This window comes from uncultured Bacteroides sp. (assembly GCF_902491285.1).
Lineage (GTDB): Bacteria > Bacteroidota > Bacteroidia > Bacteroidales > Bacteroidaceae > Bacteroides.
Genome location: NZ_CABUHK010000002.1, coordinates 69,038 through 87,867, shown reverse-complemented (window position 1 = coordinate 87,867; position 18,830 = coordinate 69,038). Strand labels below are relative to the sequence as shown.

Below are 18,830 nucleotides of genomic sequence, written 5' to 3'. Positions count from 1 at the left end.
CTGTCAATTAAAGGTATGTAAAATCACTTCTCCGCCACATAACACCAAATGGGGTAATGATCCGAACTCTTTATCGTATTATCCACCGTACAACGGTAAGATTTTAAATTCTTGCTCAATAAAATATTGTCTATTCTGAAATAAAAATGATTTTGATTATAAGATATGCCAAAGCCGTTTCCCGACTCCACAAAAGCATCATTCAGACCTTCCCCTACCACCCTGTGAGTGTATGATATAGGAGAATCATTGAAGTCACCGCATACAATTATGCCTCCCCCTTTGTAACCGGCCACCAAACGAGCTATGGAATCAGCCTGAACGGCACGTATAGCCGATGCTTCCGCCAGTTTTCCGATCAGCAAACGAGACCCTTGCGATACCTTTTGCTTATCAGGATCCTTCATCATTTCGCGATAGACTTCTTTATCCTTCTCAGTCAGCTTATTGGATTCCAGATGATTATTAACAACCAGCAAGGTATCACCATTCACTTTGATTTTATAAGCAATGGAACCATTGTTAAGGCTGGCATATTTCACCGGATGTGCCGACAAAATAGGAAAACGGGAATAACAACCCAAACCGTTGGCCCCCGATATCTTATGATAATTTTTATAAGGATAATCTCTTAAAGCATAATCCACCTCTTTCTTGGTTAAGCGTCCGCCTACAATATATTCCTGCAGGCAGATTATATCCGCATTGCTGTTTCTTAAATATTCCAGCACAGGGTTCGGATTATCCTTGGTGTTCGCACGGTTCTTTTCAAAGGCCATCGTATTGTAGGATAAGAATTTGATTGCCCCTTCCGGTACATCAGATACAAATACATTGACTGGGAAATAAGTACGGATAGCACCAATGGAACATACCAGGCCTAAAAATGAAAGCAACGCATATTTACGATAAATCACTAACCAGAAGACCAGAAACAAAAGATTAACAATCAAAAAAGCGGGAAAAGCCAAACCGGCACATGACCATACCGGATGAGCCACAGGATCAATATAAGGGCTGTAAGCACATACCAGTAACAATACCACCATACACAAGTTTATGCCCAGTAGTATCCATCCCAAAAAACGACCAATATATTTCATATATCACTTCTTGCTCGCATCAAACAAGCTTTTCTTCTCTTCGGTAGTCAGACTGTTATAACCGGATTTCTTTAATTTATCCAATATACGGTCTATCTCCTCGCTTTGCTGTTTTTTACGGGCATTATAATCGTAATCTTTTGCCTTATCACCATAATGAACTTTCATCTTCGGTTTTTTCGATTGACGACGAAACGAAAGACCTTCCGAGAAGCAATCCAAGCATCGGTTTATCCATGACGTAGCATCATGTCCGCGGGACAATCCGGAAGCAAACCACCATCCGGCCAAAGCACCTCCTAAATGAGCGATATGGCCACCGGCATTGCCCGATGTCATAAACAGCAAATCGGTCACAACCATAAACAGAGCCACATACTTCAACCTAACAGTCCCAATAAACATAAAGTTTACTCTATATTCCGGTGCACGTACCGCAGTGGCCACAACAATAGCAAGTACGGAAGCTGATGCTCCCAACAAATAAGAATAATACAAAGAATCACTGAAATAAGGGAAAACATTGTAAGCGATCATATACAACAAACCGCCACAAATACCTCCCAACAGATAGAGCCCGCGGAAATGCTTTGCCGAGAAAAGAGACAGAAACATCTGCCCGAACCAATAAAGCCACAGCATATTAAACAGCAAATGCAAAATACCTGCGTGCATGAACATATAAGTCAGCAAAGACCAAGGCTGCTTGACAAACTGCAACGTCCAGGCCGGCAGTTCCAAATATTGAAGCACAAATGCTCCATTCCGGTTGAACAGCATCCATAAAATTCCCAATAAGGAAGTTACAATGAATACCCCTACATTAATATATATAAACTGGATATATATGTTCCCTTTGTTGAAACTATTTTTCAAATCAGTAATAAAACTGCCCATTGTTATTCTTTTTTCTCCAATACATTATCAATATAAAGCCAAAAATCATACCTCCCAAGTGTGCAAAGTGGGCAACGCCATCGGTCGAAGCACCCAAGCCCAAAAATATCTCCAAAGCAGCATATCCCATCACAAAATATTTAGCCTTGACAGGAAATGGGATAGGGAATACAAACATCTGACTATTGGGGAACAGCATACCGAATGCCAACAAAATACCATATATCGCTCCCGAAGCGCCAACTGTAGTCATCAGATTCAAGTACTCCGCCATCGGGATCACGGCAATCCCCGTATTCACACTGTCATACTGCGATAATTCAGTCACATATTGTATATATTGCACCAGCTCCTGCACCAGTCCCGCACCTATACCACATACCATATAATAGGATAAGAAACGTTTCGGTCCCCAGACCTGTTCAAGCGTACGGCCAAACATCCACAAAGCAAACATGTTAAAAAAGATATGCTGGAAACCGCCATGCATAAACATATAAGTAATCAACTGGGCAGGATTAAAATCAGATGCCATAAAAAAGTGCAGTCCCAGCAGGTCGTTCAAGTCAATTCCATACTTCATGGCTACCACGCCGCCAAAGAAACACAACACATTTATTATCAATAAATTCTTGGTTACTGTAGGTATACTGTTCATAAATATTCTTCGTCTTATAAAACATTGATTGCGCGCAAATTTACAATTTTATTCTGTTATATAACAGAAAACAAGAGTTCTCTTACGTTTTTTTGATTTTTGGAGCATCTTTTTTAGGCTATCTGTTTGATTTCTAATTTTGAAAGCATATATTTGTCACTGATTTTGGTAAAACTTTTGTGTTACATTTAATAATTAATCATTTTCGTTATGAATAAGGCAGATCTTATCAGCGCAGTCGCCGCTGAAGCCGGCTTGAGCAAAGTCGACGCAAAAAAAGCAGTTGAAGCTTTCGTTTCAACTGTAACAAAAGCCCTCCAAGAAGGGGACAAAGTATCATTAATCGGATTCGGAACATTCTCTGTTGCTGAAAGAAGTGCAAGAACAGGTATCAACCCATCCACAAAAGCAACGATTACTATTCCTGCTAAAAAAGTAACCAAGTTCAAACCAGGTGCTGAACTGGCAGACGCAATTAAATAATTGCTATTTTACATAAAAGGACTTAAGGAAAGGGGCGCCGGTACTAGCGCCCTTTCTTCTTCATTTTTCTATTTGAACCTATGAAACCTAAAATGACAACCTTATTTAAATTCCTGATCAGCGCTGCTGTATGCGCATATTCAACACAAGTTCTTCATGCGGAAGATACAAAACTACCTTATTGGAAAGATATTCAGACCGTAGCCGTCAACAAGGAATATCCACGCACAGCTTTCATGACTTACGACAACCGGAACCAGGCACTGACCGGCGAGTATGAGAACAGCCCTTATTACAAACTACTAAACGGTACATGGAACTTTTATTATGCAGATGCATACAAAGATCTGCCTGCCAACATTGAGCAACCGGATGCCAACATAGCCTGGAAGGAGATTAAAGTACCCGGCAACTGGGAAGTACAGGGCTACGGAGTGGCCATCTACACCAATCATGGATACGAATTCAAACCCAGAAATCCACAACCGCCGCAGTTACCCGAAACCAATCCGGTCGGTGTGTATCAGCGTGATATCGAAATTCCCGCCGATTGGGATGGACGCGACATATTCCTCCGTTTGGAAGGAGCAAAATCCGGTGTATACGTGTATGTCAACGGACAGGAAGTGGGATACAGCGAAGACTCCAAGAATCCGGCAGAATTCTTAATCAACAACTACCTGAAACCCGGCAAAAACTCGCTGGTCATCAAAATATTCCGCTGGAGTACCGGTTCTTATCTGGAATGCCAGGACTTCTGGCGCATGAGCGGTATTGAACGTGATGTATTCCTGTTCTCACAGCCCAAAACCCACATCAAAGATTTCAATGTGGTGTCTACACTGGACGACACTTATAAGAATGGTATCTTCAAACTGAATGTGGACGTAACCAACCATACAGCAGCCAACAAAGAGGTAACCGTAGCATACGAATTGCTGGATGCCGCAAAGAAAGTGGTTGCAGAAGGTAACACCCCCTGTCCTGTTACAGCAGACGGGCAGAAGAGCATCTCTTTTGAAGCCGCCCTCAGCAACGTCAAGACCTGGACATCAGAACACCCTAACCTGTATCGGTTACTGATATCTCTGAAAGACGGAGAAAAAACAAGCGAAATCATTCCTTATACGGTAGGTTTCCGCCGTTTCGAGATCAAACCAACCGATCAGATAGCCGAAAACGGCAAACCATACGTTTGCTTGTTCGTCAACGGCCAACCCATCAAGCTGAAAGGTGTAAACATACACGAACATAATCCCGAAACAGGACATTATGTTCCCGAAGAGCTGATGCGCAAGGACTTCACCCTGATGAAACAGAACAACATCAACAGCGTGCGCCTCTGCCACTATCCGCAAGACCGCAAGTTCTATGAATTGTGTGATGAATATGGTATCTATGTATATGATGAAGCCAACATAGAAAGCCACGGTATGTATTATAACTTAAGCCGGGGCGGAACATTGGGCAACCATCCCGAATGGCTGAAGCCGCACATGGACCGTACCATTAATATGTACGAGCGTAACAAAAACCATCCCTCTGTAGCCATCTGGTCATTAGGAAACGAAGCCGGAAACGGTTATAATTTCTATCAGACCTATTTATGGCTGAAAGAACGCGAAGTAAAAGGGATGAACCGTCCTGTAAATTATGAACGCGCCCTTTGGGAATGGAACACAGATATGTATGTACCCCAATACCCCAGTGCCGCCTGGCTGGAAGAAATAGGCAAGAAAGGCAGCGACCGTCCCATCGCACCATCCGAATATTCACACGCTATGGGCAATTCCAATGGTAATCTGGCAGCACAATGGAGAGCAATCTACAAGTACCCGAACCTGCAAGGCGGTTACATTTGGGACTGGGTAGACCAAGGTATTCTGGAAACAGACGAAAATGGACGTACCTACTGGGCCTACGGAGGTAATTACGGAACCAATGCACCCAGCGACGGAAACTTCCTATGCAATGGAATCGTAGCTCCGGACCGCACTCCGCATCCGGCCATGACAGAAGTGAAATATGCACATCAGAATGTAGGTTTCGAAGCCATCGACCCGGCTGCCGGCAAATTCCTGGTAAAAAACCGTTTCTACTTCACCAACTTGAAAAAGTATATGATCAGTTATACCGTAAAGGCAAACGGAAAAACAATCAAAGGCGGAAAAGTATCATTAGATATCGAACCGCAAGGTTCCAAAGAACTGAACATCAACCTCAACGGATTGAAACCCAAGGCCGGCACAGAATATTTTGTAGATTTTGTAGTTACCACCACAGAACCGGAGCCCTTGATTCCTGCAGGACACGATATTGCTTCCGAACAATTCCGCCTGCCCATAGAACCATTGGCTATGACCGGACATAAAGCAAGCGGCAAGACTACCGTCAGCACGGATGGTGACATCATCACCGTATTATCACCACGTATGCAGTTCGTTTTCAACAAGAGAAGCGGACTCGTGACTTCATACAAAGTAAACGGTACAGAATATTTCGCTGAAGGTTTTGGTATTCAGCCTAACTTCTGGCGCGCACCGACGGACAATGATTATGGTAACGGTGGGCCTAAGCGCGAGCAAATATGGAAACAGTCCAGCAAGAATTTCAATGTAGCAGATGTTACCACAACAACAGACGGCAACAAGACCGTATTAACAGTCAATTACCTACTGGCGGCAGGCAATCTGTACATCATGAAATATACCATCTATCCCGACGGTGTGGTTCATGCAGGCATCACCTTTACTTCTACCGATATGAAGGCTGCCGACACGGAAGTATCAGAAGCTACCTTAATGGCCACTTTCACACCGGGACAGGATGCTCAACGCCTTGCCTCTTCCAAACTGAACGTACCACGTATCGGTGTACGTTTCCATTTGCCATCCGATATGAACCAGGTAGAATACTTCGGACGCGGACCGGGTGAAAACTACATCGACCGTAATGCAAGCAGCTTCGTTGATCTCTACCGCACTACAGCCGACCAGATGTACACCAACAACTATGTCCGTCCGCAAGAAAACGGACACCGCACCGACACCCGTTGGGTAGAACTGACCCGCAAAGGCGGAAAAGGATTGTTAATACGTGCCGACAGCACTATCGGATTCAATGCCCTGCGCAACTCCGTAGAGGACTTTGACTCGGAAGAAGCTATCAGCCGTCCCCGTCAGTGGACTAACTTCACTCCCGAAGAAGTTGCTAACCATAATGAGGAAAAAGCTAAAAATGTAATACGCCGCATGACACATGTCAATGATATCACCCCACGTAATTTTGTGGAAGTATGTATTGATATGAAGCAACAAGGTATAGCCGGTTATGACAGCTGGGGAGACCGCCCTCTGCCGGAACATACCCTACCCGCCAATAAGGAATATCATTGGGGATTCACATTGATGCCGGTAAAATAAAAACATAGCAAGCATTCCTTCCTTAATAAGAAGAGTATGTCAGAACTCCGATGGCACTATCATATAGATTGTCATCGGAGTTTCATTTCCCATCCTACATTTCAATTATAACCTGAAAACAAGATCAGTCTGATTTATATTTGCTAGCTTTGTACTCAAAAAATCGAACACATGGAACAACAAGGAGAAATCATACTCTACCAACCGGATGAATCAGTGAGGATGGAAGTGCGCATTGAAGATGAAACAGTGTGGCTGACCCAGGCACAAATAGTAGAACTATTCCAATCCAGCAAAGCCAATATAAGCGAGCATCTAAAGAACATTTATAAATCAGAAGAACTAATCCAAAGTTCAACCGTTCGGAATTTCCGAACAGTTCGCCAAGAAGGCAACAGACAGATTACGCGTAACTTAGAATATTATAATTTAGATGTGATTATATCAGTAGGATACCGTGTAAATACGAAACGAGGAATCCAATTCCGCCAATGGGCTAATAGCCAGGCACATGACCGTTTTCTTATTATAGACCAATCCGACATATATCACATCGGAGCCTCTTTGAAAGATTTGGGAAAGAAACTGTTTGCCTTCTCCAAAATGGATATTCCGGCATCTATCGTCACAAAACTGCTATAAAGATGAGAGAAACAGAGTCCAATAATAAAGTCCTACTAGGCATGAGCGGAGGAACAGACAGTTCCGTAGCCGCCCTTCTATTGCAGGATGCAGGATACGAAGTAACCGGCATCACCTTCCGCTTTTATGAAAAAGAAAATGATACTGAGTATCTGGAGGACGCCCGCGCTTTATGTGAACGTCTGAACATCCCCCATCTCACATACGATGTTCGTGACACCTTCCGGAAAACCATCATTGACTATTTCATCAACGAATATATGGCAGGTCATACCCCGGTTCCCTGTACCTTGTGCAACAACTACCTGAAATGGCCTCTTTTAAAGAAAATATCCGATGAAATGGGAATTTATCACTTCGCTACAGGACATTATGTACGCCGGCGCTTCATCAATGGATGCTATCACATCACTACCGGTGCCGACTCGGATAAAGACCAATCCTTTTTCCTATGGGGGCTGCCACAAGAAATCCTGCAACGTATGCTTCTCCCTATGGGCAACCTGACTAAAGCCCGTGTCCGTGAAATCGCGGCAGAGCGTGGTTTTCTGAAAGCCGCCCATAAACGGGACAGTCTGGGAGTCTGCTTCTGCCCCATGGACTACCGCACATTCCTACATAAGGAATTACCTGAAGGAAGTATCCTACCGGGTAAATTCTTCGATGAAATGGGGAATTTTATCGCACGGCACAAAGGTTATCCTTTCTATACCATCGGCCAGCGGAGAGGATTGGGCATAGATCTTAATCGGGCTGTCTTTGTCAAAGAAATCATTCCGGCAGAAAACAAAGTCATACTGAGCGACTTGAAAGCACTGGAAAAAACAGAAATGAGACTGAAAGAATGGCACATCACCAATCCCGCTTTATTACTAAACAAGGACGACATCATCGTCAAAATACGCTATCGGAAACAAGCCAACCGCTGCACAGTAACCCTGCAACCGGATAACACCCTGCATGTACAACTGCACGAGCCGCTGACAGCCATTGCTCCGGGACAGGCAGCCGCTTTCTATAGGGATGATGTAGTACTGGGTGGGGGCATTATCATCTAATTCCAGACACTTTCAAATCATATTTCAGTCCTCTTTTTTGCTGCTTCAAGATTTTCTTGATAACTTTCCGTCGTTCTTCACCTTCAGGTCGAGAAACCGGAAAGTGAAAATAGACATGTATCCGGATCAAACCTTAAATAAATAGAGATGAAAAGTAGAAATTATGCAGGCATATCCTTACTTGCCTCATTAGCCGCCTGTAACTCTGCAACAGCAGAAACCGTTCAAAAAAACAGTACGCAGGACCCCCAAAAGCCCAATGTTATCGTTATTCTGGCAGATGACCTGGGATATGGAGATTTAAAATGTTACGGAGCCAAGAATATAGAAACTCCCCATGTTGACAAACTGGCATCGGAAGGCATTCGTTTTACTAATGCACATACCGTAGCCGCTACCAGCACCCCATCCCGCTACTCCTTGCTGACAGGAGAATATGCATGGCGCAGACCGGACACGGATATTGCCGCAGGAGATGTAAAAATGATTATCCGTCCCGAACAATACACCATGGCAGACATGTTTAAAAGTGCCGGATATGCTACAGCCGCCATCGGCAAATGGCATCTGGGCCTGGGAGACAAGACAGGCGGGCAGGATTGGAATGCTCCTTTACCAGCCGCTTTAGGTGACTTAGGCTTTGACTATCACTATATCATGGCCGCTACAGCCGACCGTGTACCTTGTGTATTTATAGAAAACGGCAAGGTAGCCAACTATGATCCGTCCGATCCCATAGAAGTGAGTTACACCAAGAACTTTCTGGGAGAACCGACCGGCAAAGATAATCCCGAATTACTGTATAACCTACATCCCAGCAACGGACATGACATGTCCATCGTCAATGGCATCAGCCGCATCGGATTTATGAAAGGGGGCGGAAAAGCACTTTGGAAAGACGAGAACATTGCCGATTCCATCACCGTTCATGCCATCGACTTTATCAAACAGCATAAAGACGAGCCTTTCTTTATGTATTTTGCAACCAATGATGTACACGTTCCTCGTTTTCCCCATGACCGCTTCCGTGGAAAGAATCCTATGGGACTACGCGGAGACGCAATCGCCCAATTCGACTGGACGGTAGGCCAGCTGATGGAAACATTGGACCAACTTGGACTAACTGAAAACACGCTGATTATTCTATCCAGCGACAATGGTCCGGTTGTAGACGACGGATATAAGGACAAGGCAGAAGAGCTGTTGAACGGACATACACCTTCCGGTCCGTGGAGAGGAAACAAATACAGCGCTTTCGAGGGTGGAACAGCCGTCCCGGTCATTGTCCGCTGGCCACAGAAGATAAAAAAGACAGGAGACTCGGACGTATTAATGTCACAGATTGACTGGCTAGCCTCCTTAGGAGCTTTGATCAACGCCAGATTACCTAAAGGCAGCGCTCCGGACAGTTATGACCGTTTAGGGAATCTGATAGGAACCGACAAGACAGACCGCCCCTGGATTGTGGAACAATCCATGAACCACACGTTGTCCGTCCGTACCAAAGACTGGAAATACATTGAACCGAATGATGACCCGACCACTTTCATGAAAGCAGAAAAAATAGAAACCGGAAACCTGAACGTTCCCCAGTTATATGAAATGGAAAAGGTGAGCGAACAAGAGAATGTAGCAGAAAAGTATCCTGAGAAAGTATTTGAGTTGCAGACCATTCTGAGGCAAGTACGCAATAAGAGAATAAAGATGTAAACAGGACTCATCCAATAAGAGGATATTTCAAAAATCCGAAATAACCATCAAATGTTCCACCGTATGGGCAGGCCCATGAGCCCGCCCATACAACATAACGACAACAAAAATCACTTTTGACTCATTTACATAAAACATAAAAGCATTCCATCACAACAACTCACTCATTACCAAGAGCTTCCCGTGCGACAGTCTTTCAAAACCTCCTCAATCGGTATGCCGGTGGCGAAATACATCTGCTTCGGGGATGCTCTCGGACAGAATGTAAAATCAGCCCCTCGTTACCTCCCGGTAGCTCGTAGGCATCAGAAGAACCTATTCTCATCATACCTTCACCTCACTCCATTTGATATTTCACCCAGGTGAAGCAGTTATTCCACTTGGGTGAAAGCGGCTGTTCACCTAAGCGAAGCTGCCTCTTCACCTTAGTGAAGCAATGAACGCACCCGAACAAAAATACGCCTTATGACGCTCCCCTGCAATGGAACAACCGTAGCTATGACACAGGAATCAGAACAACCGATATCCGTCAAACCAAATTTGGCAGCGGAGAATGGCAAACCGTTTCGGGGGGATTTAGAATGTATTTTCACGGTACATTACTGATTTACAGCAAAACAACGTGAAAAATCCAAGATGACAATATACGTATAATCAAAAAAACTCCCTTGGTACAACCAAGGGAGACAGGTATACATTTCCTTTAAAAGTTCCGGATGCAGTTGGGATTATAAAGCAGCCCTTCGGCTGCTTTATGTTTCTCTATCCTCTGTGTTAGCATTTAAAGGAATGATTCATCTTTTACTTATTACTTGCCTTAACAAACTTATAAAGCACGAAAGTCTTGGGCGCCATCTCTACATTCAGTACATTACCCTCAATCGTAACATCACTTTCTTTCGGAGTGATGACATTCGGATGCTCTACCGTGTTATCTTTATCCAAATCGGCAGACTGGAGCGTGATGCATTTACCTTCCACAAGTTTATCACTCTTCTTCAATCCGTTGAAAGTCACTGATACCGGTTGTGCCTTATCCGAAGTATTGGCAATTTTCACGATACAAGCCTTTTCATCCTTATCCCATACGGCACTGGCAAACAGACCATCCTGTCCTTCCTGACCGCTCACAGCTTTTTTATCCATTGTCAACGGCAATACATGCGTGCCTTTATTATGACTGTACAACTGTTGTACATAGTAACTGCAAGTACGGACGGAATTCAGATTATCAAACCAAATCAAATCCGGACGCCACTGCCACCCTTCCACATGAGCAAACAAAGGCGCATAAGTAGCCATGTGTACCACATCGGCATTGCGTTCCAGTCCGGTCATGAACGCAGCTTCCATTAAAGCAGCATTAAAATGGTTCCATTTCTTGCCTTTTCCATGACAAGCATATTCTCCGGCAAAGACCTTCGGACCTTTGCGGTCGTAATTGTCATAACGGTTACCTTGTGCCAGGAACCAGCTTTCGGGACGATAGAAATGCTCATCCACCAAATCCACTTTCAGATTTTTCATTTCCGGCCATAAGTAATCAAAGTCTTTACCTTCAGACTGAGGTCCCGAACTGCCGACAATCTTGATTTCGGGATGCGCCTTACGAAGCACCTCGACAAACTGTTTCAGACGTTCCGGATATTCCGGTCCCCATTGTTCGTTGCCAATACCCAAGAACTTCAAGTTGAAGGGAGCAGGATGTCCCATATCCGCACGAACTTTTCCCCAAGTAGTCGTAACATCACCATTGGCAAATTCAATCAGATCCAATGCATCCTGTATATACGAATCAAGTTTGGACAAGCTGACCTGCTGGTCGGGGTCATTCTGATACTGGCATACCAGTCCGCAGTTCAGAATAGGCAACGGTTCGGCGCCTATATCCTCCGACAACTGGAAATACTCAAAGAAGCCCAGTCCGTAAGTCTGGAAATAATCGGGGAAGAAACGATGCTTGAACGTATAATGCCAGCGGTTTTCATTCAACGGACGATTCTCTACCGCACCTACTGTTTTTTTCCATTCGTAACGGGTAGCCTCATCCGTACCTTCCACAATACAGCCGCCGGGAAAACGGAAAACACCGGGTTTGATATCATATAAAGCCTGCACCAAGTCCTTGCGAAGCCCGTTCTTACGTTCTTTCCAAGTATCCACAGGGAAAAGAGAAACATGTTCCAGATCCACCGTTCCCGCACTTTCAAGGAAAATACGGAGATGAGCCTTGGGTTCCGTTCTCGGCGATTTCAATATCACCTCATATTGTTTCCAATCCTTCGAGTTCACTGTCAGTTCTTTTGACTCAAAAGCCTGACGTTCCTCCATCGTATCATTCTTGATCAATTCAATGCGAAGTTTCTGGTTCTCACCACGTGCCCATACGGAAAAACGGTACTCGGCTCCTTCCTTGACACCTATACCGAAGAAACCTTCGTTTTCAATCCCTGTATGTTTTTCCCTGTGCCCGGAATTACCCAGACGGACATAATGCGGATTTCGTTCAAACGGCCCGTCATCCATCAAGGTCACGTTACCGAAAACATTCCACCCCATAAAACGTTGCGGGAATTCGAATGAACGGTTCTTTACCAGTTCGGCATACAATCCTCCGTCGGCTCCATAATTAATGTCCTCAAAAAACAAACCATACATGGTTGGTTGTATTTCCGCACCAAGTTTATTGGTCTGCACGACCATGTTGTGCGCATTCTGTGCATGTAGCGCTACTCCGGCAGCAAATACCCATGCTGTGAATAGAGTTCGGTGTAATTTCATGATAGTAATATTATTAATTTTTATTAGTTAATTCTCTTTCCCCATACCGAATGCCCTTGAGCATCCAGGCCGGTAAAGAGAATGGTTTCTGTTTCATTTTCCCAATCGTGTCCGGCAAAGATAATCAAATTGTTAATATCTTCTGTGGCTGTTTTTATAGTAAGAAGTTGTTTTTTAACATTAAAATCCCAAGTTGCATCTCCAACACTGCCATCTGCTTCCAAAACGACACGGGCAGACAATGCCTGCTCCCCATTTCGCAAGTCTCCCTCGCCCCACATTATCTGACCGGCCTCCAAGCTACGTTCCAGAGGCGGCTCCTGAAGACGGATAATTTCCCACTCACCTGCCAAATCTTCTTTAGTGAAAGAGCGCGGAGCAGTACCTGCATAGCGTTCGGGAGAAACCACAGGCCATCCGTTTACAGTAAAGAACACTTCACGTACATGCAGATCCATCAACTGGTTCTGAGGAGAGAGCCGTCCCTGATGAGTCATAAAATAACGGCCGTCACCGGCGTCAATAAGACCGCAATGAGCCGTTCCCGCCCATCCCGGATGATTTTCGAAGCGGTAAGGAGCTGTCAAAATGGGAACATTATTCGTTGTATCTTTTATATCCTCTCCATAGAAATCCACAAAAGGCCCTTCGGGAGAATCGGAATAAGCGACACGTACATTATAGGTAGTCATCAGCGGATCGTAGGATGTAAACAGATAATATTTGCCAAGTTCCGGCTGATACATGATTTCCGGTGCTTCCAGATTGTCTTTCCGGTAATTGGCCCGACGTGCTATCAAGTGCCCATGATCCTCCGGCTGCATAGTCATTCCTGTTCCGGGATTCAGTTCCACACAGTACAGACCGCCGAAATAAGAGCCATAATGCATCCACCACTTTCCGGTTTCCGGGTCCTCAATAACAGAAGGGTCTATGGCATTCATCGCATCCCCTTCCCCTGTCTTGACCACACACCCTTTCTGTATCCAGGGACCTTCGGGAGAATCCGACTCGGCCATACCGATATAGGATGTATTCCTGCCGAATGCCGATACACAATAATACAAACGATAAATACCCTGATAAGGCATCAGGAAGGGAGCCCAAATGTTAGTCGCCCCTTTTCCTTCCGCCTGACTATGGACCCATTCTATAGCCGGAGCAGGTATTTCGGGAAAGGCCCATCCCACAAAATCCCAATGTACCAGATCTTTTGATTTGCGTACCTGGATAAAACCTAACGGTACATTCTTCTCTTCCGCCTCTTTCCGGTTCTCGGCAAAGATAGCATCAGTGGAATACATATAATAGGTATCCCCTATTTTTTTACAGGCCGGATCGTGTACATTATACGTTCCCCACTGCTTGTAATTTTCCATAGACGAAAGGGCGGTATAATCATCCACCCAAGGATTCGGTGAAGGAACAGGCACGAAAGCCGTAGGTGCATTGCATGATACCAATGCCCCTACGACCAACAGGCCTAAACCAACCAACCTATTTATTATTAACCTCTTCATGTCCATGAATAATCTTTGAGGAAAAAATTGCTGTTTCATAGTATTTTGTTTATTATATGACCATTTGCTAATGTACTAATTTGTCAATGGCCATGTGGCATATAGCGCAGCCAATTGGCACATTGGCATATTGACACATTGACTAATTATTATTAATGCAAATATAGCTGCAACCAAAAGCTCGCCAGGTGGACAATATCGCTTAAAGGGTGGACATTTGTACAGCAGAGGGATAAAAATGATTTGTTTGTTTTTAAGGAAAAACGAAAAGGTATATCTTTGTTTCCATAATGGTATATTCTTACGTCATTAATGAACTACACACTATGAAAAGACATTCTTTGCTATTTGCCCTGTTCATCTTTCTGTCGAGCCTGTCTATGCAAGCTGAAGAGACCGCCGGAAAATGGTCTGAACGCTATAACGTCACCGCTATTACGATGGATGAAGGACTGCCTCACAACTTCGTGGACGATATATTGAAAGACAGTCAGGGCTTTTTATGGATTGCCACCCGTGGGGAAGGAATCGCCCGTTATGACGGTTATGAATTTACCGCCTTCAATATGGGAAGCACCCACACCAAACTACGAAGCAACTTCATAAACAAACTGTGTGAGGATAACTTCAAGCGTATTTGGGCTGTCAGTGAAATGGGTATTGACATATTGGATATACAAACCATGCAGACTGTACAAGTCGCTGATACGAAAGACAAACTTATTTCACTGTGCAACCGCCCCTCCCATCTCATTCTCCATAGCAAAGCGGGAAATATTTGGGTTTGTTCGGAAAACAATTTATTCAAAATTACCTTTGACAAACAAGGAAATATAAGACAGATCATTAAAATATGCGAAGTGCCGGCAGGAGAATCCATCCGGACTATTTGTGAGGTGGAAGACTATCTTTGGATAAACTACAAAGACGGTATCTACCGCATCAAAGAATCGGCTATGGAAGTACAGGAACCCACATTCATTTCATCTGCCCTGCAATTACCCGGTGTGTCCATACAAGTAATCTGCCGGAAAGAAAATGAAATTTGGATTGGCAGCGCACAAGGCCTTTTCCGATACAATATGGATACGGAACTGATGAAGCATTATATGTACGATCCGAATGACAACAACTCGCTTTCCCAAAACTTTATCACAGACATAGCAGAAACAGGAGAACATACCATGCTGGTTGCCACCCTAAAAGGTATAAACCTTTATAATGCGTTGACAGACAATTTTGAGCGGATAAATAAAGATACCGGAGAAGGAGAAATTGTACAAAACACATTGAACTGTGACTTCGTAAACTGTCTGCTGACCGATGGTGACATTATCTGGGTAGGAACCGAAGTGGGAGGGCTGAACAAGATGAGCCGCCGGATGCTGTTGGTACAAAACTATTATCATATTCCCACCATTCCCGGAAGTCTTTCCCAAAATCCCGTCAATGCCATTTATGAAGACCCGTCGGGTGTTTTATGGGTAGGAACCGTAGAAGGAGGTTTAAACCGGCGGGCTCCCGGCAGCAACACTTTTGAACACTATACCACTGATGCACCCGCCCACCTAAGCCATAATACCGTCAGTTGTTTTACCAGCGATAACGATGGAAGACTCTGGATAGGAACCTGGGGAGGAGGCATAGGATGGATAGACATGAAAAATCCGCAGAACAAACAATTCCACCACATAGAAATACCCGAATACGGAGACTTCTCATGGGGATGGGCCGGAAGTATCTGCTATGACCACTTGAATAATGCCATCTGGGTGGGAACCAGTACCAATATCTATGTTTACGACTTGAAAACACAAACGCTCACCGAACCATTCAAGGGTATGAACCTAGGTGGAATTGAAGGCTGTACAGGATACTATATAGATAAGGATAACCACCTGTGGCTGGGACTTACAGAAGGACTTTGCCGAATAGATCTAAGCAGTTTGAAAGCCCCCAGACTGATTTATCAACTCTGGAGGATCAAGCTGGACGAACCGGAATCAAAGTTGAAGGAAAGGGTAACCTACATCACCCAGTCTAAAGACGGAACCCTATGGATAGGCAGCAACGGATATGGTTTCTACAAATCCTCACCAACAGAAAACGGAGAATATACCTTCCGCTCCTTCACCACCGAAGACGGACTGATAAACAACAGTGTCCGCTGCATATCGGAAGATAAAGAAGGGTATCTTTGGATTACCACCACCAACGGACTCTCCCGCTTCAATCCTAACAACAACAGCTTCTTCAACTATACCCGGAAAGACGGACTATTATCCAACCAGTTCTATTGGAACGCAATATGCCGTGCCGCCAATGGAGATTTGTATGTAGGAAGTACTAAAGGGCTGTCTGTAGTCAAACCAGTCATAGACACAAATCCCAAGGAGGCTGTTCCTCTGGCATTCACCCATGTTCGTGTGGCCAATGAAGAACGATTGTACACAAACGGCACCCTACAGTTACACGAACGCGACAAATCTCTCTATATTGAATTTGCCGCACTGGATTATGATGCATCGACATTCGCCAATTATTATTACCGCTTGAAAGGATTTGACGACAAATGGATAAAAGTGCCGGCCAACAGGCGACAAGCCGCCTATACCAACCTGCGTCCCGGCAACTATACTTTCGAACTGCGTTATGCCCCCGACGGCAAACAATGGCTGGAAGAAATGGCAGAACTCCACATTGCCGTATCACCTTATTTCTATAAAACCATCTGGTTCATTCTGTCCATATTGGTTCTTCTATCTTTCCTTATATATAAGGTATTATCATGGAGGCTTCGTTCGTTAAAAGAACAACAAGAAATGCTCCACATCAAAGTAGAGGAACGTACCCGTGAACTGGAAGAACAAAAAAAACTGCTTTCCACTCAGGCAAGCGAGCTCTATCGTCAAAACCAACTATTGAAACAGCAAAACGAAAAAATAACCAAACAAAAAGGGCAACTGATACAAATGTCAAAGAAAGTACAGGAATTGACGGTTGACAAACTCGCCTTCTTCACCAATATCACCCATGAATTCCGTACTCCGTTGACATTAATCGTAGGACCTATAGAAAGGGCATTGAAACTAAGCTACAATCCTCAAGTCATTGAACAATTACATTTTGTGGAGCGCAACTCAAAATATCTGCTCTCACTGGTCAACCAATTAATGGACTTCCGCAAAGTAGAATCAGGGAAAATGGAAATTGTCCGCAACCCGGGCAACTTTGCCAAGTTACTCAATGAACTGCTGGTTCCCTTCGACGCATATGCATCCGAAAGAGGAATAACCATCGAACGTCGTTTCCGCCTTCCTTCATGTGAAATCATGTACGATGAGGATGCCATGCATAAAGTGATTGTCAATTTGATAGGAAATGCTTTGAAATTTACCCCCAAAGGAGGACAAATTACCATCTATGCCACCCCCTTCCGCCAGGAAGAGCAGGAAAAGTTGTTCATCTGTATCCGGGATACGGGGCCAGGACTGCCCGAAGAAGAGATAGACAAAGTATTCAACCGCTTCTACCAATCACAAAACAAGACGCATTCCTCTATCAACGGACAAAGCGGGACCGGAATCGGCCTCTATCTATGCAAACGAATTGTCCAGTTGCATGGAGGTTCAATTTGTGCCAAGAATAATCAGAGCAAAGGATGTTCTTTCCGTATTTTACTTCCTTTGCAATATGCCGATGCAAACAGTCTGCCCGCACCAACAGAGCAAGTTAAAGAACCGGTAGAATCTCCGCTGGCCTTGCAACCTGCCACCAATGGAAAACTGACGATTCTGGTAGTAGAAGACAACAAAGATATGCGCGCCTATATCCGTTCCATTCTGGCCGAATATTATAACGTGCTCGAAGCATCCCAAGGTGAAGAAGCATTGACTGTGCTCCAATCCCAGAACGTGGATTTCATAGTCAGTGACTTGATGATGCCTGTCATGGATGGTATGGAACTGTCCCGCCGGGTAAAATCCAATTTCGCCATCTCACATATCCCCTTCCTGATGCTCACAGCCAAAACATCCAACGAATCGCGCATCGAAAGCTTCCGTATAGGTGTAGACGAATACCTGCTGAAACCATTTGATGATACTTTGCTGCTGGCCCGGATATCCAATATACTGGAAAACCGCAAACGTTTCCAACAAAAGTTCTCATACAGTATGGACGTGGATGCACTGAATATCGAAAAAGAATCCAGTGACAAGAAATTCCTGGACAAGGCGATGCAGATTGTGAAAGAAAACTATAAGAACTCCTATTACGAAATAAGCGATTTCATCGAAGCAATGGGGGTAAGCAAAAGTTTGATGAACAAAAAAATGCAAAATCTGACGGGACAGTCTGCCGGACAATTCATGCGTAACTACCGGCTGAATCTTGCGCGGGAACTTATTATCCGTAACCGGCTGACGCACAATATGAATATATCTGAGATAGCATACGAAGTAGGATTCAATGATCCCAAATACTTCACACGCTGCTTTACAAAACATTTCGGAACAACACCCAGTTCGATGATGGAGAATGGAACCGACTGACTT

General features: G+C 44.4%; 10 protein-coding genes and 1 pseudogene. 6 read left to right on the top strand and 5 right to left on the bottom strand.

Going from position 1 to position 18,830, the window contains the following annotated elements; translation table 11 throughout:
- Positions 1-23: 23 nt before the first annotated feature.
- From RDN93_RS00885 to RDN93_RS00875, 3 genes are read right to left on the bottom strand one after another with little or no spacing between them, the layout of a single operon-like run.
- On the bottom strand, positions 24-1,103 hold the full coding sequence (locus RDN93_RS00885; protein ID WP_008666671.1) for an endonuclease/exonuclease/phosphatase family protein: 1,080 nt from the start codon (positions 1,101-1,103) through the stop codon (positions 24-26).
- A 3-nt stretch (positions 1,104-1,106) separates the two neighbouring features.
- Entirely contained in the window at positions 1,107-2,000 is an 894-nt protein-coding gene (locus RDN93_RS00880; RefSeq protein WP_007833752.1) for a rhomboid family intramembrane serine protease, read from the bottom strand.
- Positions 1,981-2,658 (bottom strand): rhomboid family intramembrane serine protease, encoded by a 678-nt coding sequence (locus tag RDN93_RS00875; RefSeq protein ID WP_005850228.1) that lies wholly within the window; start codon positions 2,656-2,658, stop codon positions 1,981-1,983. Before RDN93_RS00875 ends, RDN93_RS00880 begins: the two co-directional genes overlap by 20 nt.
- 210 nt (positions 2,659-2,868) lie before the next feature.
- On the opposite strand from RDN93_RS00875, the gene RDN93_RS00870 reads away from it, so the two are divergent.
- The 5 genes and pseudogenes from RDN93_RS00870 (at position 2,869) to RDN93_RS00850 (ending at position 9,973) form a co-directional block, all read left to right on the top strand.
- Entirely contained in the window at positions 2,869-3,141 is a 273-nt protein-coding gene (locus RDN93_RS00870) for an HU family DNA-binding protein (protein ID WP_005844385.1), read from the top strand.
- Positions 3,142-3,314: 173 nt separating this feature from the next.
- Positions 3,315-6,563, top strand: a pseudogene (locus RDN93_RS00865) (glycoside hydrolase family 2 TIM barrel-domain containing protein); the annotation flags it as partial.
- A 171-nt stretch (positions 6,564-6,734) separates the two neighbouring features.
- On the top strand, positions 6,735-7,205 hold the full coding sequence (locus RDN93_RS00860; protein ID WP_008666667.1) for a virulence RhuM family protein: 471 nt from the start codon (positions 6,735-6,737) through the stop codon (positions 7,203-7,205).
- Between the two features lie 2 nt (positions 7,206-7,207).
- Positions 7,208-8,263: a tRNA 2-thiouridine(34) synthase MnmA gene (gene mnmA / locus RDN93_RS00855; protein ID WP_008781368.1), complete on the top strand. Its 1,056-nt coding sequence runs from the start codon at positions 7,208-7,210 to the stop codon at positions 8,261-8,263.
- 147 nt (positions 8,264-8,410) lie between these two features.
- Positions 8,411-9,973: an arylsulfatase gene (locus tag RDN93_RS00850; protein WP_117814736.1), complete on the top strand. Its 1,563-nt coding sequence runs from the start codon at positions 8,411-8,413 to the stop codon at positions 9,971-9,973.
- An 801-nt stretch (positions 9,974-10,774) separates the two neighbouring features.
- Here the strand turns inward: RDN93_RS00850 and RDN93_RS00845 are convergent.
- Together RDN93_RS00845 and RDN93_RS00840 are read right to left on the bottom strand one after the other, a co-directional pair.
- On the bottom strand, positions 10,775-12,754 hold the full coding sequence (locus tag RDN93_RS00845) for an alpha-L-arabinofuranosidase C-terminal domain-containing protein (protein WP_005844374.1): 1,980 nt from the start codon (positions 12,752-12,754) through the stop codon (positions 10,775-10,777).
- Positions 12,755-12,777: 23 nt separating this feature from the next.
- Complete coding sequence (locus RDN93_RS00840; protein WP_117695878.1) at positions 12,778-14,313, bottom strand: arabinan endo-1,5-alpha-L-arabinosidase; 1,536 nt, start codon at positions 14,311-14,313, stop codon at positions 12,778-12,780.
- A 287-nt stretch (positions 14,314-14,600) separates the two neighbouring features.
- On the opposite strand from RDN93_RS00840, the gene RDN93_RS00835 reads away from it, so the two are divergent.
- On the top strand, positions 14,601-18,827 hold the full coding sequence (locus RDN93_RS00835; RefSeq protein WP_057279303.1) for a two-component regulator propeller domain-containing protein: 4,227 nt from the start codon (positions 14,601-14,603) through the stop codon (positions 18,825-18,827).
- Positions 18,828-18,830 lie beyond the last annotated feature (3 nt).